Here is a 24,171-nt window from a genome sequence, read left to right on the forward strand (position 1 = left end):
TCGGCTTGCCAGTCATCAATCGGTTGGGTAACATCTGCGCCCACTTTGACCGACGAGGTACAGCATGCGTCGCCCTATGGTAGCTGGTAACTGGAAGATGCACGGTACCCGCGCCAGCGTCGCTGAGCTGATCAAAGGCCTTCGTCATCTGGCTTTGTCAAGCGGTGTTGACGTCGCGGTATTCCCGCCTTGCCTGTATATCAATCAAGTGGTTGATGGTTTGAAAGGTAAGTCGATTGCGGTTGGTGCGCAGAATTCCGCGGTGGAATCCATGCAGGGCGCGTTGACCGGTGAAATTGCGCCGAGTCAGCTGGTGGATGCAGGTTGTTCCCTGGTTTTGGTCGGGCATTCCGAGCGCCGCATGATCATGGGCGAGCAGGACAAGACCTTGATCCGCAAGTTTGCTGCGGCCCAGGCCTGTGGTCTGATTCCGGTGTTGTGCATAGGTGAAACCCTTGTGCAGCGTGAAGCCGGTAAGACCCTTGAAGTTGTCGAGCGTCAGCTGGGCAGCATCATCGAGGAGCTGGGTGTCGGTGCTTTTGCAAAGGCGGTCATTGCTTACGAGCCGGTCTGGGCCATTGGCACCGGGCTGACTGCTTCGCCGCAACAGGCGCAGGATGTGCACGCCGCCATCCGCGCGCAGTTGGCGGCAGAGAATTCTGAAGTGGCACGAGGTGTGCGGCTTCTATACGGCGGCAGCGTGAAGGCGGCCAATGCGGTCGAACTGTTCGGCATGCCGGATATCGATGGGGGGCTCATTGGTGGAGCGTCCCTGAATGCAGATGAGTTCGGTGCGATCTGTCGCGCCGCGGGAAACTGAAAAAATGCTGGAAACAGTCGTAGTCGTTTTTCATCTGCTGGGTGCATTGGGTGTAGTTGCCCTGGTATTGCTGCAGCAGGGTAAAGGTGCGGATGCTGGTGCGTCTTTCGGTGCAGGTGCTTCAAATACTGTGTTCGGAAGCCAAGGTTCCTCTACCTTTCTTAGTAAGTTTACTGCTATACTTGCCGCCGGTTTCTTCATAACCAGCTTGGGGTTAGGTTACTTTGCTAAAGAGAAGGCTCAAGAGCTGACTCAAGTAGGTTTGCCAAATCCAGCAGTGTTGGAAGTACCAAAGCAACAACCGGCTTCTGATGATGTACCGGTGCTTCAAGAGCAACAGTCGGCCAATCCGGCGACTGACGTGCCTCCAGCTCAAGAGCAGAAGTAAGAAGGTTTCAAACGCTGTATTGCCGAGGTGGTGGAATTGGTAGACACGCAACCTTGAGGTGGTTGTGCCCATAGGGTGTAGGGGTTCGAGTCCCCTTCTCGGTACCAATTATCAGGAGAGCCCGCGATTGCGGGCTTTCTTGTAGGTGGAAGGGTTACATTGACCCTGTAAGGGATCGGTCGTATACTTCCGCCCCAGCTTTGTCGCGGGATGGAGCAGTCTGGTAGCTCGTCGGGCTCATAACCCGAAGGTCGTCGGTTCAAATCCGGCTCCCGCAACCAGTTTCAGGGGCCCCTTCCAAGGGGCTTTTTGTTAGCTGGACACTTTATAACGCCGCTGTTCAACGGCGTTTCAGGGATGGGCTATTCGCCCATTTTTTTTTATTTGCACAGCATGCACAAACATGCACGAGGGGGTTCAGGTGTCGAGCAAGCTAGAACAGTTGCAGGCCTTGTTGGCCCCGGTGGTCGTGGCCCTTGGCTATGAATGCTGGGGTATTGAGTTTTCGGCTCAAGGTCGCCACTCACTGTTGCGCGTTTATATCGATAAGGAAGGCGGCGTATTGGTGGATGACTGCGCCATCGTCAGCCGTCAGATCAGCGGTGTATTGGATGTCGAAGATCCAATCACTTCCGAATACACCCTTGAAGTTTCCTCGCCTGGCATGGAACGCCCTCTGTTCACCCTTGAACAGTTCGCTTCGTTTGCCGGTGAACAAGTGAAGATCAAGCTGCGCTCGCCCTTCGAGGGTCGACGCAACTTTCAAGGCCTTCTGCGCGGTGTAGAAGAGCAGGATGTCGTGGTGCAGGTAGAAGACCATGAGTTCCTGTTGCCGATCGATATGATCGACAAGGCCAACATTATTCCCAGTTTTGACTGATACGTGCCAGATACTGCGGATCCCGCGGATCCAATGGCTTGCGAAAGGCGAGGCGTACGATGAGCAAAGAAGTACTGCTGGTTGTTGAGTCGGTATCCAATGAAAAGGGCGTACCGGCTAACGTTATTTTTGAAGCGCTGGAGCTGGCTCTGGCCACTGCTACCAAGAAGCGGTTTGAAGACGAAGTTGATTTGCGTGTGGAAATCAATCGCCACACCGGTGCCTATGAGACTTTCCGTCGCTGGACGGTCGTCGAAGAAGCCGACCTGGACGATCCGGCTATCGAAACCTGGCCAAGCAAGGTTGCAGAAACGCATCCTGGCGCCAAGGTAGGTGATGTAGTCGAAGAGAAGATCGAATCCATCGAGTTCGGTCGTATTGCTGCGCAGACCGCCAAGCAGGTCATTGTGCAGAAAGTTCGCGAAGCCGAGCGTGCGCAAGTCGTCGATGCTTATCGCGAGCGCCTGGGTGAAATCATCTCCGGCACCGTGAAGAAAGTCACCCGCGACAACGTGATTGTCGACCTGGGCAACAACGCTGAAGCGTTGCTGGCTCGTGAAGACATCATTTCTCGCGAAACTTTCCGGGTTGGCGTGCGACTGCGTGCGCTGCTCAAGGAAATCCGCACCGAGAACCGGGGCCCGCAGCTGATCCTGTCGCGTACCGCGCCGGAAATGCTGATCGAGTTGTTCCGCATCGAAGTGCCGGAAATTGCTGAAGGCCTGATCGAAGTAATGGCCGCCTCCCGTGATCCGGGTTCGCGTGCCAAGATCGCGGTCCGCTCCAAGGACAAGCGCATCGACCCGCAAGGTGCCTGCATTGGCATGCGTGGTTCGCGTGTCCAGGCCGTATCCGGCGAGTTGGGCGGCGAGCGTGTGGATATCGTCCTGTGGGACGACAACCCGGCTCAGTTCGTGATCAACGCCATGTCGCCTGCTGAAGTGGCGGCAATTATCGTCGACGAAGATGCCCATGCAATGGACATCGCCGTTGGCGCAGACAATCTCGCTCAGGCCATCGGTCGCGGTGGTCAGAACGTGCGTCTGGCTAGCCAATTGACTGGCTGGACACTGAACGTGATGACCGAATCGGACATCCAGGCTAAGCAGCAAGCTGAAACCGGCGATATCCTGCGCAACTTCATCGAAGAGCTTGAAGTCGATGAAGAACTGGCGCAGGTGCTGGTGGATGAAGGCTTTACCAGCCTGGAAGAGATTGCCTACGTACCGGTGGAGGAAATGCTCAACATCGACGGCTTTGACGAGGACATCGTCAACGAGCTTCGCGCTCGGGCCAAGGATCGTTTGTTGACCAAAGCCATCGCTACTGAGGAAAAGCTGGCAGACGCCCATCCGGCCGAAGACCTGCTCTCGCTTGAGGGCATGGACAAGGATTTGGCGATGGAACTGGCGGTGCGCGGCGTAATTACCCGCGAAGACCTGGCCGAGCAGTCTATTGACGATCTGCTCGACATCGACGGCATTGACGATGATCGTGCCGGCAAGTTGATCATGGCCGCCCGAGCCCACTGGTTCGAGTAATTAGGCGCGGCCTGAGGAGAGAAGTGCATGACGCAAGTCACGGTGAAACAACTGGCCGATGAGGTCAAAACACCGGTAGAGCGCCTGTTGCAGCAGATGCGTGAGGCAGGTCTGCCGCACACCGCCGCCGAGGAACATGTGACCGACAGTGAGAAGCAGTCCCTGCTGACTCACTTGAAGAGCAGTCACAAGGCGAAAGTGGAGGAACCGCGCAAGATCACTCTGCAGCGTAAAACCACCAGCACCCTGCGTGTTGCCGGTAGCAAAAGCATCAGCGTTGAAGTACGCAAGAAGAAAGTCTTCGTACAGCGCAGCCCGGAAGAAATCGAAGCCGAGCGCAAACGCGAACTGGAAGAACGTCGCGCAGTAGAAAATGCTGCACGTCAGAAGGCTGAAGAAGAAGCCAAGCGTCGCGCCGAAGAAGAAGCGCGTCGCCAGCCTGCTGCTGCGCAATCCGCTCCGGCCGAAGCCGTTGCGGCTCCAGCCCCGGCAGCCGAGCCTGTGCGTGAAAGCGCGCCGGTCCCGGCACCCGCTCCAGCACCTGCGGCCGATACCCGCAAGCGCGACGAACAGCGTCGTCCGGACAAACCACGTGCCGACGACAACCGTCGGGGCAGTGGCGATGGCGAGCGCAAAAACGCTCCTCATCGTGCTTCGGTCAAGGAAAAGGCGCCAGCACCACGCGTTGCGCCACGTACCACCGACGAAGAAAGCGATGGCTTCCGTCGTGGCGGTCGCGGCAAGGCCAAGCTGAAGAAACGCAACGCCCACGGTTTCCAGAGCCCTACCGGCCCTGTCGTGCGTGAAGTGAAAATCGGCGAGACCATCACTGTGGGCGATCTGGCCCAGCAGATGTCGGTCAAGGCTGCTGAAATCATCAAGTTCATGTTCAAGCTGGGTACGCCGGCCACCATCAACCAGGTACTGGATCAGGAAACTGCCCAACTGGTTGCTGAAGAGCTGGGCCACAAAGTGACCCTGGTCAGCGACACTGCCCTGGAAGATTCCCTGGCCGAGTCCCTGAAGTTTGAAGGCGAGGCGGTTTCCCGTGCTCCGGTCGTGACCGTAATGGGCCACGTTGACCACGGTAAAACCTCCCTGCTCGACTATATCCGTCGTGCGAAGGTTGCGGCAGGCGAGGCGGGTGGTATCACCCAGCACATCGGCGCCTACCACGTTGAAACCGACCGCGGCATGGTGACGTTCCTCGACACCCCGGGTCACGCTGCGTTTACCGCAATGCGTGCCCGTGGTGCCAAAGCGACCGACATCGTGATCCTGGTGGTAGCAGCGGACGACGGCGTGATGCCACAAACCATCGAAGCCGTTCAGCATGCCAAGGCAGCTGGCGTCCCTCTGGTGGTTGCGGTGAACAAGATCGACAAGCCGGGCGCCGATCTCGATCGCATCCGTAGCGAACTGTCGGTTCACGGCGTGACTTCCGAAGAGTGGGGTGGCGACACTCCATTCGTACCGGTCTCTGCGAAGATGGGTACCGGCGTTGACGAACTGCTCGAAGCCGTTCTGTTGCAAGCCGAGGTTCTGGAACTGACTGCTACACCTTCGGCTCCTGGCCGTGGCGTGGTCGTCGAATCGCGTCTCGACAAGGGCCGTGGCCCGGTTGCGACCGTTCTGGTTCAAGACGGTACCCTGCGCCAGGGCGACATGGTGCTGGTCGGTTCGAACTATGGCCGCGTGCGCGCCATGCTCGACGAGAACGGCAAGCCCATCAAGGAAGCAGGTCCTGCTATCCCGGTCGAGATCCTCGGCCTGGACGGCACTCCGGACGCTGGCGACGAGATGAGCGTTGTGGCTGACGAGAAGAAAGCCCGTGAAGTGGCTCTGTTCCGTCAAGGCAAGTTCCGCGAAGTCAAACTGGCTCGTGCTCACGCCGGCAAGCTGGAAAACATCTTCGAGAACATGGGTCAGGAAGAGAAGAAGACGCTCAACATCGTCCTCAAATCCGACGTCCGTGGATCGCTGGAAGCGTTGAACGGCGCCTTGAATGGCCTGGGTAACGACGAAGTGCAAGTGCGCGTGGTCGGTGGCGGTGTCGGTGGTATCACCGAATCCGACGCCAACCTGGCACTGGCCTCCAACGCTGTACTGTTTGGCTTCAACGTGCGTGCCGATGCCGGCGCTCGCAAGATCGTCGAGCAGGAAGGTCTGGATATGCGTTACTACAACGTGATCTACGACATCATCGAAGACGTCAAGAAAGCCCTGACCGGTATGTTGGGCAGCGATGTTCGCGAGAACATCCTGGGTACCGCTGAAGTGCGTGACGTGTTCCGTTCGCCGAAGTTTGGCGCGATCGCCGGTTGCATGGTGATCGAAGGTGTCGTTCACCGTAACCGTCCAATCCGTGTACTGCGTGAAGACATCGTTATCTTCGAAGGCGAGCTGGAATCCCTGCGCCGCTTCAAGGATGACGCTTCGGAAGTCCGCGCTGGCATGGAATGCGGTATTGGCGTCAAGAGCTACAACGACGTCAAGGTCGGCGACAAGATCGAAGTCTTCGAGAAGGTCCAGGTTGCTCGCAGCCTCTGACTCGCGTACTTCAAGAGCCGCACCGGGCAGTTGCATGAACATGCGCTGCCTCTCAGGCGGACTCTAAACGCAACGCCCGGTCTGGCTTTTGTCAGGCCGGGCGTTTGCCGCTTTCAGACCTCACGGGTTTGACCGTGGGGCAGTAACAGGTAACAAGACATGGCAAAAGAATATAGCCGTACCCAACGAATCGGCGATCAGATGCAGCGCGAGCTGGCCCAACTGATCCGTCGCGAAGTCAAAGACCCGCGCGTCGGCCTGGTCACCATTACCGCAGTGGAAGTCAGCCGTGACGTCGGTCATGCAAAGATTTTCATCACCGTGATGGGGCAGGACAGCGCCGAAGAAATCGCCCAAAGCATCAAGGTGCTCAACTCGGCTGCCGGTTTCCTGCGGATGCAGTTGGCCCGGGAGATGAAGCTGCGCAGCGTTCCACAGTTGCACTTCCACTACGACGAAAGCGTCGTGCGGGGCGCGCATCTGTCGGCCCTGATCGAGCGCGCCGTGGCTGAAGACAGTCAGCACCCGGTTGCGGCTGAACCCGAAGACACCAAGGAGTAATCGGTGGCTCAGGTCAAACGTATCCGCCGTAACGTCAGCGGCATCATCCTGCTCGACAAACCGCTGGGGTTCACCTCCAATGCGGCGTTGCAGAAGGTTCGCTGGCTGCTCAATGCCGAGAAAGCCGGGCACACCGGCAGCCTTGATCCGCTGGCTACCGGCGTGTTGCCACTGTGTTTTGGCGAGGCGACCAAGTTCTCTCAGTATTTGCTCGATTCGGACAAGGGTTACGAAACCCTGGCGCAACTGGGCAAGACCACCACCACGGCGGACGCCGAAGGTGAGGTGTTGCTGGAGCGACCGGTGACCGTTGGTCAGGCTGATGTCGAGGCTGTGTTGCCGGGTTTTCGCGGACAAATCAGCCAGATACCGCCGATGTACTCTGCTCTCAAGCGTGATGGCCAGCCGTTATACAAGCTGGCCCGTGCAGGCGAAGTAGTGGAGCGTGAACCGCGTTCTGTTACTATTGCGCGCTTGGAATTGCTGGCCTTTGACGGTAATACTGCGCGGCTGGCAGTCGATTGCAGCAAAGGCACCTATATCCGCACCCTGGTGGAGGATATTGGTGAAAAGCTCGGCTGTGGTGCGTACGTGGCCGAACTGCGACGGACCCAGGCCGGACCTTTCACGCTGGCCCAGACGGTCACGCTGGAAGAGCTCGAAGCGGTACATGCCGAAGGCGGCAACGAAGCGGTTGACCGTTTCCTGATGCCATCGGACAGCGGCCTGCTGGACTGGCCACTGTTGCAGTTCTCCGAGCACAGCGCGTTCTACTGGCTCAACGGCCAACCGGTACGTGCTCCGGATGCACCGAAGTTCGGCATGGTACGGGTACAGGATCACAATGGCCGCTTCATCGGTATCGGTGAAGTGAGCGAAGACGGGCGCATTGCGCCGCGTCGACTGATTCGGTCGGAATGACCGGAACCAGCCTGTGTAACAGCAGGTTGGCGAGTGTGGCTGTTAACAGGCACGGTCACTACTCATTTATAGATACAGGGATTTGTCCCTGGCCTGTTGGTACGGTTTCCTTGGGAACGGTACCTTACAAGAGGAAAGCCACATGGCACTCAGCGTTGAAGAAAAAGCTCAGATCGTGACCGACTACCAGCAAGCTGTTGGTGATACTGGTTCGCCAGAAGTGCAAGTTGCACTGCTGACCGCCAACATCAACAAACTGCAGGGTCACTTCAAGGCCAACGGTAAAGATCACCACTCCCGTCGTGGTCTGATCCGCATGGTAAACCAGCGTCGTAAGCTGCTGGATTACCTCAAGGGTAAGGACGTAAGTCGTTACAGCACCTTGATCGGTCGCCTGGGTCTGCGTCGCTAATCAGCGATTGCGCTATGAGGTTGGTTGTCTGCCTGTTGCCTGCGTTTTGCGCCGGCAGCCGGCAGGCTCCCAGCCTCAAGTTTTATCTGGACAGTCGTTGGGCCGATTCCCCGCACTGCCCAAGAATTTCGCAAGAAGACAAGTTCCCCAAGAGCCACAAAGAAGGTAGGACACCGTGAACCCGGTAATCAAAAAATTCCAGTTCGGTCAGTCGACCGTTACCCTCGAGACTGGCCGTATCGCCCGTCAGGCCTCCGGCGCAGTGCTGGTCACCGTTGACGACGACGTCAGCGTATTGGTGACCGTTGTCGGTGCCAAGCAAGCCGATCCAGGCAAGGGCTTCTTCCCTCTGTCTGTCCACTACCAGGAAAAGACTTACGCTGCCGGTAAGATCCCTGGCGGTTTCTTCAAGCGCGAAGGCCGTCCTTCCGAGAAGGAAACCCTGACTTCCCGACTGATCGACCGTCCGATCCGTCCGCTGTTCCCAGAAGGCTTCATGAACGAAGTGCAGGTTGTCTGCACCGTCGTTTCCACCAGCAAGAAGACTGATCCGGACATCGCTGCGATGATCGGTACTTCGGCCGCGCTGGCGATCTCCGGCATTCCTTTCGATGGTCCGATCGGCGCTGCCCGTGTTGCGTTCCACGAAAGCACCGGCTACCTGCTGAACCCGACCTACGAGCAACTGAAAGCTTCGAGCCTGGACATGGTCGTGGCCGGTACTTCCGAAGCAGTGCTGATGGTTGAATCCGAAGCCAAAGAGCTGACCGAAGACCAGATGCTGGGCGCTGTACTGTTCGCCCACGACGAGTTCCAGGTGGTGATCAACGCCGTCAAGGAACTGGCCGCCGAAGCCGCCAAGCCAACCTGGACCTGGGCTCCACAAGCCGAAGCCACCGAACTGCTGGGCGCGATCCGTGCCGAGTTCGGCGAAGCGATCTCCCAGGCTTACACCATCACCGTCAAGGCCGACCGTTATGCGCGCCTGGGTGAGCTGAAAGACCAGGTAGTTGCCAAGCTGTCCGGTGAAGAAGGCCAGCCGACTGCCGCTGAAGTCAAAGCCGCTTTCGGTGAAATCGAATACCGCACCGTTCGCGAAAACATCGTCAACGGCAAGCCACGTATCGACGGTCGCGACACTCGCACCGTGCGTCCGCTGAACATTGAAGTCGGCGTTCTGCCAAAGACCCACGGTTCGGCGCTGTTCACCCGTGGCGAAACCCAGGCCCTGGTCGTTGCAACACTGGGCACCGCCCGTGACGCGCAACTGCTGGACACCCTGGAAGGCGAGAAAAAAGACCCGTTCATGCTGCACTACAACTTCCCTCCGTTCTCGGTGGGCGAGTGTGGTCGCATGGGTGGCGCCGGTCGTCGCGAAATCGGTCACGGCCGTCTGGCCCGTCGTTCGGTCCAGGCCATGCTGCCAGCCGCTGACGTGTTCCCGTACACCATTCGCGTGGTATCGGAAATCACCGAGTCCAACGGTTCGAGCTCCATGGCTTCGGTCTGCGGCGCTTCCCTGGCCCTGATGGACGCCGGTGTGCCGATGAAGGCTCCGGTTGCCGGTATCGCCATGGGTCTGGTGAAAGAAGGCGAGAAGTTCGCCGTCCTGACCGACATCCTGGGTGACGAAGACCACCTGGGCGACATGGACTTCAAAGTGGCCGGTACCGCCAAAGGCGTGACCGCACTGCAGATGGACATCAAGATCAAAGGCATCACCGAAGAGATCATGGAAATCGCCCTGGGCCAAGCCCTGGAAGCGCGCCTGAACATCCTCGGCCAGATGAACCAGATCATTGGTCAGTCGCGTACCGAGTTGTCGGAAAACGCTCCGACCATGATCGCGATGAAAATCGACACCGACAAAATCCGTGATGTCATCGGTAAAGGCGGCGCGACCATCCGTGCGATCTGTGAAGAAACCAAGGCTTCGATCGACATCGAAGACGACGGCTCGATCAAGATCTTCGGCGAAACCAAGGAAGCGGCAGAAGCAGCACGTCAGCGCGTCCTGGGCATCACCGCAGAAGCCGAGATCGGCAAGATCTACGTGGGCAAGGTTGAGCGCATCGTCGACTTCGGCGCGTTCGTCAACATCCTGCCGGGCAAGGACGGTCTGGTTCACATCTCCATGCTGAGCGATGCTCGCGTCGAGAAAGTGACCGACATCCTCAAAGAAGGTCAGGAAGTGGAAGTGCTGGTACTGGACGTGGACAACCGCGGTCGTATCAAGCTGTCCATCAAGGACGTAGCGGCAGCCAAGGCGTCGGGCGTTTAATCACCCCCTCGCTTAGCCGCTGAACAAGCAAACGCCCCGACTGGTTCGGGGCGTTTTGCTGTGTGCGGGAAATCACCGTGTCGCAGGTTGCCTGGCCATAAGCTCAGTGCTAGGTTTAGCCCACCGCCCGTGTAGCTCAGCCGGTAGAGCAGCGCACTCGTAACGCGAAGGTCGCAGGTTCGATTCCTGTCTCGGGCACCAGGTTCTTCTCACTTGCGGTTGTTGCACAGGCTTGTGTCTCTGTTAGGATTCCCTTGTCCCAAAAAGCACACACATTTGTTTTCAGATGATCCCCGAATGGTTCTGAAGGCCAGATAAACCGGGCTTCACACGGTTTTTTGCGTCAGAGAGATCCTTGATGATCCAGATCCATCTTCCATTCCCCAGATCAACGAGAACGCCATGACTGCTAAAGCATTGACCCAGGAAGCCAGACACGAAGAAGCACTGAAGAAGTACGTGCTGGATGCGCCCCAGTTGCTCGAAGAGATCAAGGACCTGAGCGCCGACGATCAAAAAGACCAGATCCAGTGGGCGTTCGAGGATGAGGCCGAAGCCCAGGGATTACAGCCTTGGGAGTTGACGCTCAAGTACACCAGCACACCTGAAGAGTTCGAGGAACAGCGCCTTGCCTTGCACAAGGAAGCGGCCGAGGTACTGGGTGTGGAATGGGATGAATACTGCGAGATGAATAATCTGGTGGTCTGATAAAAACGCCAGCCTTTTGAGGCTGGCGTTTTTTGTTGTCAGAGACTGAGCCGCATCGACAGGTCCACCGCTTTCACATCCTTGGTCATTGCCCCGATCGAGATGTAATCCACCCCGGTCTCGGCAATCGGGCGCAACGTGCTTTCGTTGATCCCGCCGCTGGCCTCCAGCTTCGCCTTGCCGCCGTTCAGGCGTACGGCTTCGCGCATGTCATCCAGGCTCAGTTCGTCGAGCATGATGATGTCGGCATTGGCCGCCAGCGCTTCTTTCAATTCAGTCAGGCTTTCCACTTCGATTTCCACCGGTTTGCCCGGTGCGATCTTGTGGGCGGCGGCAATGGCCTGGGCGATGCCGCCGCAGGCTGCGATGTGGTTTTCCTTGATCAGGAAGGCATCGTAGAGGCCGATGCGGTGGTTATGGCAACCGCCACAGGTGACGGCGTACTTCTGGGCCAGGCGCAGCCCAGGGAGGGTTTTGCGAGTGTCCAGCAGCTTGACCTGGGTGTCGGCCACAAAGTCGGCCAGGTAGCGGGCCCGGGTGGCCACGCCAGAAAGCATCTGCAGAAAGTTCAGCGCGCTGCGTTCGCCGGTCAGCAGCGAGCGGGCCGGGCCTTCGAGGTGGAACAGCGCCTGGTCGGGGCTTGCCCGGTCGCCATCGCGTACTTGCCAATGCACGGCGACGCGCGGATCCAGTTGCCGGAACACGGCATCGACCCAGGCCGTGCCGCTGATGACTGCGGCTTCCCGGGTAATGATGGTGGCTTTGGCCAGGCGTTCGGCGGGGATCAGTTGCGCGGTGATGTCGCCGCTGCCGATGTCTTCGAGCAACGCGCGGCGCACGTTGGCCTCGATTTCGGCGGTCAGATCGGCGAGACGTAGATTCGGCATAACGGGCTCCACAAACAAAGTGGCCCGATTATAGGGCCAGTGGCTTGTCTCACAAACAATGTTCCTTATGGGGGGACGGCGCCGGACGTCTGCGCCAGGCATCGAAACCTGCATTTGGTCGCATCCTCGCAACATTTCCCCGATTGTCCGGTCACTTATTGCGGAGTATTTCGACCTGGGTCACAGAGTCTGCTGGCATGACCGGGTTCTTTTACCAGATAATCCGCCTTTCGATTGACGTCATGGCTTTGACGTTTCGAGCGCAAGAGCACCCTTTCAGGAGACCAGGATGCACAACGACGGGAATGTAGTGCCCTTGCACAAGGTTTCTACCGATCAGGCGAACCGTTCGCCGCTCGCCCGCCTGCCTGTGATTCTGCTTCAGGTGCGCGACAAGGCCGCCCAGCAGTTGCGCCTTGGTTTGCAGGGGCTGTTCGACAATGCCGACGACACGCTGTTTGAAATGGCCGATCGGGCGCGCAACGATGTCGATCAGAACCTGTTCTTCGAAGCCATGCGGGACTTGCGCCTCAAGCGCAAAAGCATTGAGCGCGAATTTATCGAGCAGTTTTTCGAAGCGTTCGTCAGCCTCGCCCAATACGACCCGACCCAAGCCACCTTGGCGCCGACCCATACCTCCGGCCCTCAGGTTCAGCGCACGCATGATGACCTGGAGCGTCATCTGGCGGTGGAGGCCATGGTCACCCGTGTGCTCAGTCGCGATAGCGTGGCTCTTGAGCAGCTGACTGCACGGCTCAGCGTCTTGCTCACCAGGCCGCTGGCAAACCAGCAGAACCCTTTGAGCCCGGCGCTGCTGTGTGAAAACTTTCTACAGGCCGGTCGCAACCTGGGGGTGGAGATCAAGGTCAAGCTGATCCTGCTCAAATTGTTCGAGCGCTATGTGCTCAGCGAGTGCGATCAACTGTATACCGAGGCCAACCAGTTGCTGGCCGCTACGGGCATCCTGCCGGATCTCAAGATTTCACCCTCGCGACGAGCGTCGGATCGCGCCGATGAGGCCCCGCGTACCAAGACTGAAAGTGCCGGCCCCAAGGCCGCCGAAGTCGATGACAGCGTGCAGGAAGTATTTGCTGCGTTGCAGAAACTATTGATGCAGGTGCGTGGCAGCGTGGCCCCGACTCTGGAGGCCAGCGCACCGGCTCAACCGATCTCGACCCGTGATTTGCTGCGCCTGCTCTCCCATTTGCAGCAGTACGTGCCGGCGCCTGCCATCGAGGATGAGTTCGACCTGCGCAGCCAACTCGAACAGCTGCTGACCCGGGTCAGCGTCAGAAGCGGCAAGTCGCGGGTGGTCGACGACGCCGATGAAGACGTGATCAACCTGATCTCGATGATGTTTGAATTCATCCTCGACGACCATAACCTGCCGGACTCCTTCAAGGCGTTGATCGGCCGTCTGCAGATTCCGATGCTCAAGGTTGCGGTGCAGGACAAGAGCTTTTTCAGTCGGGGCAATCATCCGGCCCGACGGCTGCTCAATGAAATCGCCGCTGCTGCCACCGGCTGGGGCGATTGCGACGACCATCAGCGCGACAGCCTCTATCTGCGCATCGAACAGGTGGTGCAGCGGTTGTTGAATGACTTTGTCGATGACCCGGCGATCTTCTCTGAATTGCTGGCCGATTTCCTGGCCTTCACCAGCGATGAAAGACGTCGCAGCGAATTGCTCGAACAGCGTATTCGTGACGCCGAAGAAGGTCGGGCCAAGGCCGAACTGGCGCGCCTGCGCGTCGAAGGCGTGCTGAACCAGGTCATGCTGGGCAAAGTGTTGCCGCAAGCGGTGGTGGAGTTCGTGCAGCACGCCTGGAGCCAGGTGTTATTGCTGACCTGCTTCAAGCACGGCAAATATTCAGCCGAGTGGCAGGCCGACGTTTTGACGCTGGAAGAACTGATCTGGAGCGTCCAGCATCACGAAGAACCGGATGCCGGCCTGCGCTTGCTGACGATAGTGCCGCAGCTGCTCAAAGCCTTGCGTGAAGGCCTGAGCCGTTCGGCGTTCGACCCGTTTGCCACCAGCGAGTTTTTCAGCGAGCTGGAAACCCTCCACGTGCTGGCCCTCGAACGCATGGGACAGGCAACGGAACAAACCCAGTCGTTCAATTCGCCGGTCATGGTCCAGGTTTCGGAGAAAATTGTCCTGCGCACCGCTCAAAAGGCCCCGGAAGACAGTGCGGCGGTGCACTTGCCGGCCGATGATGTGGGCCTGCTTCAGGTCGATCAGTTGCGATTGGGAAGCTGGGTTGAGTTCCAGGAGGACGATGACAACAGCCTGCGTTGCAAACTGGCGGCGATCATCGAGGCCACCGGCAAATATGTCTTCGTCAACCGCACGGGCCTCAAAGTGCTGGAGCACAGCCGCACCAGCCTGGCCCTGGAATTTCGCCGAGGGACGGCGCGTCTGTTGGACGACACCTTGCTGTTCGACCGGGCGCTGGAATCGGTGCTGGGCAATCTGCGTCAGCTCAATCGCGGCAAGTGATCGCACAGCCAGGGCCGATCGCGGCATACTGGCGGCATTCACTGACGTCATCGAAGGAACCTGTATGCAGTTGGACCCCGCCAGTGGTTGGTGCGATGGCGTGCGGCATTGCCCATCACCCAACTTCAATGCGCGCCCCGAAGGCGAAATTTCACTGCTGGTGATCCACAACATCAGCCTGCCGCCGGCACAGTTTTCCACGGGCAAGGTGCAGGAGTTTTTCCAGAATCGTCTGGATGTCACGCAACACCCCTATTTTGCCGGTATCGCCGATCTGCGTGTGTCTGCGCATTTTCTGATCGAGCGTGACGGCGCGATTACCCAGTTTGTCTCCTGTCTGGATCGTGCCTGGCACGCGGGCGTTTCGTGCTTTGAAGGGCGGGAGACGTGTAACGATTTTTCCCTGGGCATCGAGCTGGAAGGCACCGACGATCTGCCCTTCACTGACGCGCAATATGCCGCATTGGTCTGCCTGACCCGGCAGTTGCAGGCGGCGTTCAAGGCGATCACGCTGCAGCGCATCTGCGGGCACAGCGACATCGCCCCGGGTCGCAAGACCGATCCGGGACCGGCATTCGACTGGGCGCGCTACCGCGCTGCCTTGATAGAAGGGGAAGGGCAATGAGTTTTCTGGTGCTGCTGCTGGCGATCTGGATCGAGAAATTCTCGGCGTTGCGCCATCGGGTCCAGCGTGACGGCGGTTGGCTGCGCGAACTGAACAAACTCGAGACGAACCCACGCTGGGTCAACCGGCCCTGGCTGGTGCTGGTTGTGCTGGTCCTGCTGCCCGTGGCGCTACTGGCCTTGTTACTGTGGGTATTGGAGCCGGTGGCCTATGGTCTGCTGGCACTACCGGTGCATCTGCTGGTGGTGATTTACAGCCTCGGTCGAGGGGATCTGCTCGCTGACCTGGGGCCGTTTCGTGACGCCTGGCGACGGGAAGACCTGCAAGCGGCCGACCATGTGGCCAAGCGCGACCTGAATATCGAGGCCGATAGCGGCGAGCAGTTGCTGGAGCGGGTCCAGGGGCATCTGCTGTGGCAGGCCTATCAGAGTTTTTTCGCGGTGATTTTCTGGTATTTCCTGCTGGGGCCGGTCGCGGCGCTGAGCTATCGCCTGCTGGCGCTGGCCGCCGAGCACAGTCAGAACCCCGGCGTGGCCGAGCGGGCGACGCAGTTGCGCCATGCCTTCGATTGGGTGCCGGTGCGGTTGCTGACCGCGAGCTTCGCCCTGGTGGGCAACTTCGTGGCAGTCAGCCGGGTCATGCTGCATGAGTTGCTGAACTGGAACATCAGCGCAGCAGACCTGATCGGCAAGGTCGGGCTGGTGGCCGGCGAGATTCCCGACCCTGTCGCGGGCCCGGACGGCATCAACAGCCTGGATCGGCTGTGGGAGCTGTTGTTGCGTGCGGCGGTGCTCTGGTATGCCGGGTTTGCACTGTGGACAGTGCTGGCTTAGGCAAACGCACGCTCTGTGGCGAGGGGATTTATCCCCGCTGGGATGCGCAGCAGCCCCATTGATTGCGGGCTTTAAGATAGCTAGGGGCCGCTTCGCGCCCCAGCGGGGATAAATCCCCTCGCCACAAGAACCGTGCCACGGCTCGTCGTTAACCTTAAGTTACAAATCTTCCCGCCGATTTAGGCTATACAGGGACAGCGCCCAAATAGTGGCTATCTGCTGTCTCTGTGCGCCTGCCCATAAAAACAAGAAATACAACCGGGAGACTTCCTTGTGAAGAGTTTGCTCTGGCCCGCCGTCGCGCTGATGAACCGCCTGAGCTTCGGCATGAAGTTCAGCCTGATCAGCGTGTTGTTCCTGCTGCCGATGCTGGTGACCAATTTCTTTTTGGTGCGCGATTCCTATCGCGAATTCCAGGGCACGCAAGTGGAGCTGCAAAGCCTCGATCTGCTGGGCAACAGCCTGACCCTGCGGCGCGACCTGGAAACCCTGAACAATCTGGTGCAGATCAATGCCAGCCTCGGTCAGTCCGGCAAGGCCGGGGACGTGGAAGCGAAGATCGGCACCCTTGAAAAGCAGGTGCTGGCGCGGTTGCAGAGCTTGAAAGCCATGGCCGTCGATCCTGAACAGGTCAGCGCCTTCGATGCCAAGCGCGACGAAATGATTGCCGCTTTCAAGGCCCAGCAGGCCGAGCGCTCCCTGCAAAGCAAAAGCGCACTGATTGGCAAGCTGCTCAACAGCGCGCAGATGTTCAGTCAAATCATCGCCAGCCAGGCTGGCCTGAGCCGCGACAACCAGGGCGACATCCGCCAACTGAGCGAATTGATCATCAGCGTGACCCCCAACGTGACCCAAACCCTCGGTGAAGGCCGTGCGCTGGGCGCTGCGTCCCTGGGCCTGGGCTTTCTCAATTCGGCGTCGAGCACCCGGTTCGACGAGTTGCTGGGGCAAATCGAAAAGCTGCAGGGTGAATATGACCTCAAGCTTCAGGACGCCCTGGGTTCCAGCCAGGCGGCCGAGCAGGCGCTTGCCAGTCAGGCCGAAGGCAGCAAGGCAACCTTGAAGAAAGCCGGTGAGCTGATCGAAGATCAGGTGGTGATGGCTGACACGCTGGATGCTCCATGGCTGCCGTTTTACGAGCAGGTCAGCAGTCTGATGGAGCAAACCTACCGACTGAACGACGTAACCCTGGGTTTTCTGGATGTTCAGTTGCAGCATCGCCTGGAGCAGAACCGCAGCCACATGGTGCTGCAAGCCGTTGCGCTGGTCGCCGTATTTCTGCTGATCTTTTACCTGTACGCCGGTTTCTACGCCTCAACCCGCACCACACTCAAACATCTCGGCGAGATGATGGACAAGGTCGCAGCGGGCGACATGACGGTCAACTTCGTGGCGCGCAGCAAGGATGAGTTGGGGGAGTTGGGTGAAGTGTTCAATGGCACGGTGGCGAAGATCCATGACCTGATCGAACAGGTCGGCCGGACCGTTGCCGAGGTCGAGCGCCAGGCCGGGCAGGTGGAGGCGGTGTCGGCCCAGAGCAACCAGGCCGTGTCCGGGCAGCGCAGCCAGATCGAACTGGTCGCCACGGCGATGAACCAGATGTCGGCCACCGCCCAGGAAGTGGCTCGTAGCGCCGCCGCGGCGGTCAGTAGCGCCCACAGCGTGAACGACGAAACCCTCAGCGGGCGCGGGCTGGTGGAGTCGCAACAGAGCAGCATCGTGCGCTTGGCCAGCGAGATCGATCAGTCGGTGCAGGTGATCAATCAACTGGCGACTGACAGCCAGGCCATCAGTCGTGTGCTGGACGTGATCAAGAGCATTGCCGAACAGACCAACCTGCTGGCGCTCAACGCCGCGATCGAAGCCGCAAGGGCCGGAGAGCAGGGGCGCGGTTTCGCGGTGGTGGCTGACGAAGTGCGGACCCTGGCCAAGCGCACCCAGCAATCGACCGAAGAAATCGAAGAAATGATCACCCGCCTGCACGGCGGTGTGGGTGCTGCCGTCAAAGCCATGGGCACCAGCCATGAGATGGCCAGTGGCACGGTGGGGCAGTCGGAAAAGGTCCAGCAGGCGCTGGAAAATATCCTCGGCGCCGTCGGCATGATCGTCGACCAGAACCAGCAGATCGCTGCAGCGGTGGAGCAGCAGACGGCCGTGGCCCATGACATCGACCAGAACATCGTCGAGATCAATCGCGCCGGTGAACGCACCGCCGAAGGGGCGCACCAGACCGAGGACGCCAGCCGTGAGTTGTCCGCCCAGGTGGTGCAGCTCAAGCAGTTGATTAATGCGTTTCGGGTGTAGTTAAAGGATGGTGCTCACCACCGATCCGATGTGGGAGCAAGCCCGCTCCCACAGGGGGTCACCAATTGAACAATTGGCGGGCGTTGGCCGTGCTGGCCTCTGCCAGCTGCTCAGGGCTGATTGTCATGATCCCAGCCAGTGCTTCACAAATGGCCGGTAAATGCGCCGGGCTGTTGCGTTGGCCGGGGAACATCGCCGGGGCCATGTCCGGCGAATCGGTTTCCAGCACCACCGCGTCCAGCGGCAGTTTTGCCAGTACCCGATGCATGCGCAGGGCCTGAGGCCAAGTGGCGGCGCCACCAAGGCCGAGCTTGAAGCCGAGCTTGATGTACTCGCGAGCCTCCTCAAAACTGCCGGCGAAGGCGTGGATAATCCCCCCGCGCTTGAGGTCAATGCGCTTGAGGGTGGCGATCACGGCGGCGTGGCTGCGGCGCACATGGATCAGCGCCGGCAATTGGAATTCCGCCGCCAGTTGCAGTTGCGCCTCGAACAATGCCTGCTGGCGCTCCCGATCCAGGGTTTGGATGAAGTAGTCCAGACCGATTTCCCCCACCGCACACAACTGCCGATGCCCAGCCAGGCGGATCAGCCATTGGCGCAATTGCCCCAGATCATCGGGGCGATGCTGGTCGAGATACACTGGATGCAGGCCCAGCGCGGCGTGCAGGTCCGGGTCGCTTTGCACCAGATCCCACACCCGTTGCCAGTTATCCCGATACACCCCCAGCACCACCATCTGCCGCACGCCCAAGGCGCGGCTTTCGGCCAGCAGCGCCGGGCGATCCGCATCGAAGTCGGGGAAATCCAGATGGGTGTGGGTATCGATCAGTTCCATGCTTCAATCCTGAAGAATGCTCAGCCCTGATGAATGCGCTGCTTGAACGTGCGTGGGATGGCCTGCACACCGGGTTGGTAATCATCGTTTTCGATGGCGGCCAGGGCCAGCGCCAGGGCTTTGTCGGCGATCAGTTGGTGCTGCTGGGACATGGCGTTGACCGGCAGCGGCAGGAAGTCCAGCAGTTGCGTATCACCAAAGGTGCCCAACCGTAGTGGGCGCGACTTGAGCGGGAAGTCGTGCAGGGCGTCGAACACCCCTTGCAGCAGCACATAGGAGGTGGTGATCAACGCATCAGGCAGGTGCCCCAGTCGCGCGAGCAATTCGTCCATCAACTGGCGACCGCATTCACGGCTGAACGACTCGCCGTGCTCGATCAGCACCTGGCCTTCGAACCCGGCCAGGGCTTCGTTGAACCCGGCGGTGCGTTCCTGGCTGATGCTCAATTCGGGCCGGGCGCTGATCAGCGCGATCTGGCGGGGATTGGTTTCCAGCAGGCTACGGGTCAGTTGCAGGCTGGCCTGGCGGTCATCGCTGATCACCGAGCAGAAGTGCGCAGGCTCCATCACCCGGTCGATGGCGATGATCGGGATACCCTTGGCCTGTAACTGGCGATAACTGTCGTCCCCGGCAGGCAGGCAACTGGCGACAATCAGCGCATCGCAACGTCGGGCGCGGAACAGTTGCAACAGTTGCCGTTCGCTCTCGGGCGCATCGTCGGAGCTGGCGATCAGCAATTGATAGCCCCGCGCTCGGGCACCCTGTTCCAGCAGTTTGGCGATGCGGGCGTAACTGGGGTTTTCCAGGTCCGGCAGGATGAAACCCAGCGTGCGCGTATGCCGGCTGCGCAACCCGGCAGCCTGGGGGTTGGGCGTGAAGCCATGCTCCTCGACCACGGCGCGTACACGTTCGACGGTGGCGCTGCTGATGCGTTGCTGTTCGGCCTTGCCATTGATGACATAGCTGGCGGTGGTCACGGACACACCGGCCAACTGGGCGATATCACTGAGTTTCAACCCGGTTTTCCTTGTTTTTTCGAGTTTGCCCCGACAATGAGGGGCATCCTACCCGATTCAGGACGACGGTTACTGTCGCGACAGCGGCGACAAGTTGCACTTCAAGGATGAGAGATTATCGAGTAACGTGCCAATCTTTCTAGATTAAACGTTTCAGCAGGCGTATTTTCAAGGTTAGCAGGATTTTTTGGCCCGTCTGCCGCGATAGCGCCAAATGCCGTCCTGTAACGCTAAGCTGATTCATTCAAAACAATACCTGGCGCCAACCCGACGCCAAAAAGGAGAAAGCATGCTCGAGCTCACTCTAGAGCAGATATCCATGGCCCAGACGGCTGTGGATAAAGACGCCGCGCTGCAATTGCTCGCTGACAAACTGGTGGCCGATGGCCTCGTAGCCGAGGGTTACCTGGCCGGCTTGCAGGCTCGCGAGGCCCAGGGCTCGACCTTTCTTGGCCAAGGTATTGCCATCCCCCACGGCACCCCGCAAACCCGCGATCTTGTGTACTCCACCGGTGTGCGTCTGTTGCAGTTCCCCGACGGTGTGGACTGGGGTGACGGTCAGATCGTTTACCTGGCGATCGGTATCGCGGCCAAGTCCGACGAACACTTGCGTCTTTTGCAACTGCTGACCCGCGCCCTCGGCGAGACCGACCTGGGCCAGGCCCTGCGCCGCGCAGGTTCGGCCGAAGCGCTGTTGAAGCTGCTGCAAGGCGCGCCACAGGAACTGGCCTTGGATGCGCAGATGATCGGCCTCGGCGTGTCGGCCGACGATTTCGAAGAGCTGGTCTGGCGCGGTGCCCGTCTGCTGCGCCAGGCAGACTGTGTGAGCAACGGCTTTGCTGGAGTGTTGCAGCAGGTCGAGGCGCTGCCATTGGGCGATGGCCTGTGGTGGCTGCACAGCGAACAGACGGTCAAGCGTCCGGGCCTGGCCTTCGTCACGCCGGACAAGCCCATCCGTTACCTCGGTCAGCCCTTGAGCGGTCTGTTCTGTCTCGCCAGCCTCGGCGAGGCTCACCAGGCTTTGCTCGAAAGGCTCTGCGCGTTGTTGATCGAAGGCCGCGGCCATGAACTGGGGCGCGCCACCAGCAGCCGCAAGGTGCTGGAAGTGTTGGGCGGCGAACTGCCCGCCGATTGGCCCAGCGCCCGCATCGGCCTAGCCAATGCCCATGGTTTGCACGCGCGTCCGGCGAAGATCCTCGCGCAACTGGCGAAAAGCTTCGAAGGCGAGATCCGCGTGCGCATCGTCGACGGCCAGGACAGCGCCGTGTCGGTCAAGAGCCTGAGCAAATTGCTGAGCCTGGGCGCTCGTCGCGGCCAGGTCCTGGAGTTCATCGCCGAACCGAGCATCGCCGCTGACGCCTTGCCGGCGCTGCTGGCCGCCATCGAAGAGGGCCTTGGCGAAGAAGTCGAGCCGCTGCCGCCACCGAGTGCGCCACAGCAAACCACCATGGCCGAGGTTGCTGCCGTCGTGCTGGCGCCTGAATCCGGCAGCTTGATCCAGGCCGTTGCCGCCGCTCCGGGCATTGCCATCGGCCCGGCCCACATCCAGGTGTTGCAGGCCTTCGAGTATCCATTGCGCGGCGAATCAGCGGCCATCGAGCGTGAGCGCTTGCAAAACGCCTTGAACCAAGTGCGCCGCGACATCGAAGGTCTGGTCGAACGCGCCAAGGCCAAGGCCATCCGCGAAATCTTTATCACCCATCAGGAGATGCTCGACGACCCGGCGCTGACCGATGAGGTCGACACTCGATTGAAGCTGGGCGAGAGTGCGCAAGCGGCGTGGATGGGCGTGATCGAAGCGGCTGCCAAAGAACAGGAAGCGCTGCAGGATGCACTGCTCGCCGAACGTGCCGCCGACCTGCGGGACGTCGGTCGGCGTGTGCTGGCGCAATTGTGCGGCGTCGAAACCCCGAGCGAACCCGAGCAACCTTACATTCTGGTGATGGACGAGGTTGGCCCGTCCGACGTCGCCCGTCTGGATCCCGCCCGCGTAGCGGGGATTCTCACCGCGCGCGGCGGCGCCACCGCCCACAGTGCCATCGTCGCCCGAGCCCTGGGGATCCCGGCGCTGGTGGGGGCCGGTGCGGCGGTGTTGCTGCTGGCGCCGGGCACTTCACTGTTGTTGGACGGCCAGCGCGGTCGCCTGCACGTGGACCCCGACGCGCCTACGCTGCAGCGGGCCACCGAAGAGCGCGACACCCGTGAGCAACGTCTCAAGGTCGCAGCCGAACAACGTCATCAACCGGCGCTGACCCGTGACGGTCACGCCGTGGAAGTGTTCGCCAACATTGGCGAGAGCGCCGGTGTCACCAGTGCGGTGGAGCAGGGCGCCGAAGGCATTGGCCTGTTGCGCACCGAACTGATTTTCATGGCTCATACCCAGGCTCCCGATGAAGCGACTCAGGAAGCCGAATACCGCAAGGTGCTCGATGGCCTGGCCGGGCGACCGCTGGTGGTGCGTACCCTCGATGTGGGCGGCGACAAACCGCTGCCGTACTGGCCGATCGCGAAAGAGGAAAACCCGTTTCTCGGCGTGCGAGGCATTCGCCTGACCTTGCAACGTCCGCAGGTCATGGAAGCGCAATTGCGCGCCTTGTTGCGTTCTGCCGACAACCGTCCGTTGCGGATCATGTTCCCGATGGTGGGCAGCGTCGATGAGTGGCGTCAGGCCCGGGACATGACCGAGCGCCTGCGCCTGGAGATCCCGGTGGCGGACCTGCAACTGGGGATCATGATCGAGGTGCCGTCCGCGGCATTGCTGGCGCCGGTGCTGGCCAAGGAAGTCGACTTCTTCAGTGTCGGCACCAACGACCTGACGCAATACACCCTGGCCATTGACCGCGGTCACCCAACCCTTTCGGCTCAGGCTGACGGCCTGCACCCGGCGGTGCTGCAACTGATCGACATCACCGTGCGTGCCGCCCATGCGCATGGCAAGTGGGTCGGCGTGTGCGGTGAGCTGGCGGCCGACCCTTTGGCGGTGCCGGTGCTGGTGGGCCTGGGCGTAGACGAGCTGAGTGTTTCGGCACGCAGCATTGCCGAGGTCAAGGCGCGGGTACGCGAAGTGAGCCTGGCGCAGGTAAAAATCCTCGCCCAAGAGGCCTTGGCCGTGGGCAGCGCCAATGACGTGCGCGCATTAGTGGAGGCGCTGTAATGGCCAAGATCCTTACCCTGACCCTCAACCCGGCGCTCGACCTCACGGTGGAACTGGCGCGCCTGGAACCCGGTCAGGTCAACCGCAGCGATGCCATGCACAGCCACGCCGCCGGCAAGGGCGTGAACGTGGCCCAGGTGCTGGCTGACCTCGGCCACACTGTGACCGTCAGTGGCTTTCTCGGTGAAGACAACGCCCAGGCATTCGAAACGCTGTTCGCCCAGCGCGGTTTTGTCGACGCCTTTATTCGCGTCCCAGGGGAGACCCGCAGCAACATCAAGCTGGCCGAGCAGGACGGACGCATCACCGACCTCAACGGTCCAGGCCCGGTGGTTGATGACGCCGCGCAGCAAGCGTTGCTTGAGCGACTGGAACACATCGCCCCGGGCCACGATGCCGTGGTAGTGGCGGGCAGCCTGCCCCGGGGCGTCAGCCCGCAATGGTTGCAGGCGCTGATCATTCGCTTGAAGGCACTGGGCTTGAACGTGGCCCTCGACACCAGCGGCGAAGCCTTGCGCGTCGCCCTCGCGGCGGGGCCGTGGCTGATCAAGCCAAACACCGAGGAACTGGCCGATGCGCTGGGTTGCGACGTGGTGAGCGAATTTGCCCAGGCGGAAGCGGCGCAACGATTGCACGCCCAAGGCATCGAGCATGTGGTGATTTCCCACGGCGCCGACGGCGTGAACTGGTTCAGTGTCGGTTCGGCGCTGCATGCCTCGCCGCCCAGCGTCACTGTCGCCAGCACCGTGGGGGCCGGCGATTCGCTGCTGGCCGGCATGCTGCATGGCCTGCTCAGCGCCGATACGCCGCAACAGACCCTGCGCACCGCCACGGCCATCGCCGCCATGGCCGTGACGCAGATCGGTTTTGGCATCCATGACACCGCGTTGCTGGCGTCGCTTGAACAGGGCGTGCGCGTGCGCCCCCTGACCGAACAATAAGAGGGTTCGCAAGA

19 protein-coding genes and 3 tRNA genes are annotated in these 24,171 nt (G+C 60.3%); 19 read left to right on the plus strand and 3 right to left on the minus strand.

All coding sequences use genetic code 11. The features are described 5' to 3' along the window. Positions 1-64: 64 nt before the first annotated feature. From tpiA to HQ912_RS05255, 13 genes are all read left to right on the plus strand, one after another. Positions 65-820 carry a triose-phosphate isomerase gene (gene tpiA, locus HQ912_RS05195; protein ID WP_047229056.1) on the plus strand — a complete coding sequence of 252 codons (756 nt, stop codon included), beginning with the start codon at positions 65-67 and terminating at the stop codon, positions 818-820. Between the two features lie 4 nt (positions 821-824). Beyond that, positions 825-1,208, plus strand: a complete 384-nt coding sequence (gene secG / locus HQ912_RS05200; protein WP_047229055.1) for a preprotein translocase subunit SecG — start codon at positions 825-827, stop codon at positions 1,206-1,208. A 21-nt stretch (positions 1,209-1,229) separates the two neighbouring features. Continuing rightward, positions 1,230-1,315 (plus strand) — tRNA-Leu (locus HQ912_RS05205). Between the two features lie 97 nt (positions 1,316-1,412). Then, positions 1,413-1,489 (plus strand) — tRNA-Met (locus HQ912_RS05210). A gap of 140 nt (positions 1,490-1,629) precedes the next feature. Continuing rightward, positions 1,630-2,088 carry a ribosome maturation factor RimP gene (gene rimP, locus HQ912_RS05215; RefSeq protein WP_025211790.1) on the plus strand — a complete coding sequence of 153 codons (459 nt, stop codon included), beginning with the start codon at positions 1,630-1,632 and terminating at the stop codon, positions 2,086-2,088. Positions 2,089-2,147: 59 nt separating this feature from the next. Then, positions 2,148-3,629 (plus strand): transcription termination factor NusA, encoded by a 1,482-nt coding sequence (gene nusA / locus HQ912_RS05220; RefSeq protein WP_047229054.1) that lies wholly within the window; start codon positions 2,148-2,150, stop codon positions 3,627-3,629. A gap of 27 nt (positions 3,630-3,656) precedes the next feature. Beyond that, a complete protein-coding gene (gene infB, locus HQ912_RS05225) occupies positions 3,657-6,179 on the plus strand; it encodes a translation initiation factor IF-2 (RefSeq protein WP_047229053.1) in 2,523 nt (840 codons plus the stop codon). Between the two features lie 159 nt (positions 6,180-6,338). Next, complete coding sequence (gene rbfA / locus HQ912_RS05230) at positions 6,339-6,740, plus strand: 30S ribosome-binding factor RbfA (protein WP_003177871.1); 402 nt, start codon at positions 6,339-6,341, stop codon at positions 6,738-6,740. Between the two features lie 3 nt (positions 6,741-6,743). After that, positions 6,744-7,661, plus strand: a complete 918-nt coding sequence (gene truB / locus HQ912_RS05235; RefSeq protein ID WP_092394915.1) for a tRNA pseudouridine(55) synthase TruB — start codon at positions 6,744-6,746, stop codon at positions 7,659-7,661. Between the two features lie 142 nt (positions 7,662-7,803). Further along, the gene (gene rpsO, locus HQ912_RS05240; protein ID WP_024684882.1) at positions 7,804-8,073 is read left to right on the plus strand and encodes a 30S ribosomal protein S15; all 270 of its coding nucleotides are present in this window, start codon (positions 7,804-7,806) and stop codon (positions 8,071-8,073) included. A gap of 175 nt (positions 8,074-8,248) precedes the next feature. Further along, positions 8,249-10,354 carry a polyribonucleotide nucleotidyltransferase gene (gene pnp, locus HQ912_RS05245; RefSeq protein ID WP_047229052.1) on the plus strand — a complete coding sequence of 702 codons (2,106 nt, stop codon included), beginning with the start codon at positions 8,249-8,251 and terminating at the stop codon, positions 10,352-10,354. A 125-nt stretch (positions 10,355-10,479) separates the two neighbouring features. Beyond that, positions 10,480-10,555, plus strand: a tRNA-Thr gene (locus HQ912_RS05250). Between the two features lie 201 nt (positions 10,556-10,756). Continuing rightward, positions 10,757-11,062, plus strand: a complete 306-nt coding sequence (locus HQ912_RS05255; protein WP_047229051.1) for a DUF6388 family protein — start codon at positions 10,757-10,759, stop codon at positions 11,060-11,062. Between the two features lie 38 nt (positions 11,063-11,100). On the opposite strand, the gene nadC is transcribed toward HQ912_RS05255, so the two are convergent. Beyond that, a complete protein-coding gene (nadC, locus tag HQ912_RS05260) occupies positions 11,101-11,949 on the minus strand; it encodes a carboxylating nicotinate-nucleotide diphosphorylase (RefSeq protein ID WP_047229050.1) in 849 nt (282 codons plus the stop codon). A 289-nt stretch (positions 11,950-12,238) separates the two neighbouring features. Here nadC and HQ912_RS05265 point away from each other — a divergent pair, with 289 nt between their 5' ends. The 4 genes from HQ912_RS05265 (at position 12,239) to HQ912_RS28055 (ending at position 18,211) form a co-directional block, all read left to right on the plus strand. Continuing rightward, positions 12,239-14,449 (plus strand): DUF1631 domain-containing protein, encoded by a 2,211-nt coding sequence (locus tag HQ912_RS05265; protein WP_047229049.1) that lies wholly within the window; start codon positions 12,239-12,241, stop codon positions 14,447-14,449. A gap of 64 nt (positions 14,450-14,513) precedes the next feature. After that, entirely contained in the window at positions 14,514-15,074 is a 561-nt protein-coding gene (gene ampD, locus HQ912_RS05270; protein WP_047229048.1) for a 1,6-anhydro-N-acetylmuramyl-L-alanine amidase AmpD, read from the plus strand. Then, a complete protein-coding gene (gene ampE, locus HQ912_RS05275; protein ID WP_076383532.1) occupies positions 15,071-15,907 on the plus strand; it encodes a regulatory signaling modulator protein AmpE in 837 nt (278 codons plus the stop codon). Before ampD ends, ampE begins: the two co-directional genes overlap by 4 nt. Positions 15,908-17,506: 1,599 nt before the next feature. Beyond that, on the plus strand, positions 17,507-18,211 hold the full coding sequence (locus tag HQ912_RS28055; RefSeq protein ID WP_373685061.1) for a methyl-accepting chemotaxis protein: 705 nt from the start codon (positions 17,507-17,509) through the stop codon (positions 18,209-18,211). Positions 18,212-18,269: 58 nt separating this feature from the next. Here the strand turns inward: HQ912_RS28055 and HQ912_RS05285 are convergent, their stop codons facing one another. Together HQ912_RS05285 and cra are read right to left on the minus strand one after the other, a co-directional pair. Next, positions 18,270-19,046, minus strand: coding sequence for a TatD family hydrolase (locus HQ912_RS05285; protein WP_160893423.1), 777 nt, complete (start codon positions 19,044-19,046; stop codon positions 18,270-18,272). Positions 19,047-19,066: 20 nt separating this feature from the next. Next, on the minus strand, positions 19,067-20,062 hold the full coding sequence (gene cra / locus HQ912_RS05290) for a catabolite repressor/activator (RefSeq protein WP_047229044.1): 996 nt from the start codon (positions 20,060-20,062) through the stop codon (positions 19,067-19,069). 289 nt (positions 20,063-20,351) lie between these two features. Here cra and ptsP point away from each other — a divergent pair, with 289 nt between their 5' ends. Next, positions 20,352-23,216: a phosphoenolpyruvate--protein phosphotransferase gene (gene ptsP, locus HQ912_RS05295; RefSeq protein WP_047229043.1), complete on the plus strand. Its 2,865-nt coding sequence runs from the start codon at positions 20,352-20,354 to the stop codon at positions 23,214-23,216. After that, positions 23,216-24,157 (plus strand): 1-phosphofructokinase, encoded by a 942-nt coding sequence (gene pfkB / locus HQ912_RS05300; protein ID WP_047229042.1) that lies wholly within the window; start codon positions 23,216-23,218, stop codon positions 24,155-24,157. The genes ptsP and pfkB overlap by 1 nt, the downstream gene beginning before the upstream one ends. Positions 24,158-24,171: the final 14 nt, after the last annotated feature.

Source organism: Pseudomonas sp. MPDS, from assembly GCF_013283895.1.
Lineage (GTDB): Bacteria > Pseudomonadota > Gammaproteobacteria > Pseudomonadales > Pseudomonadaceae > Aquipseudomonas > Aquipseudomonas rhizophila.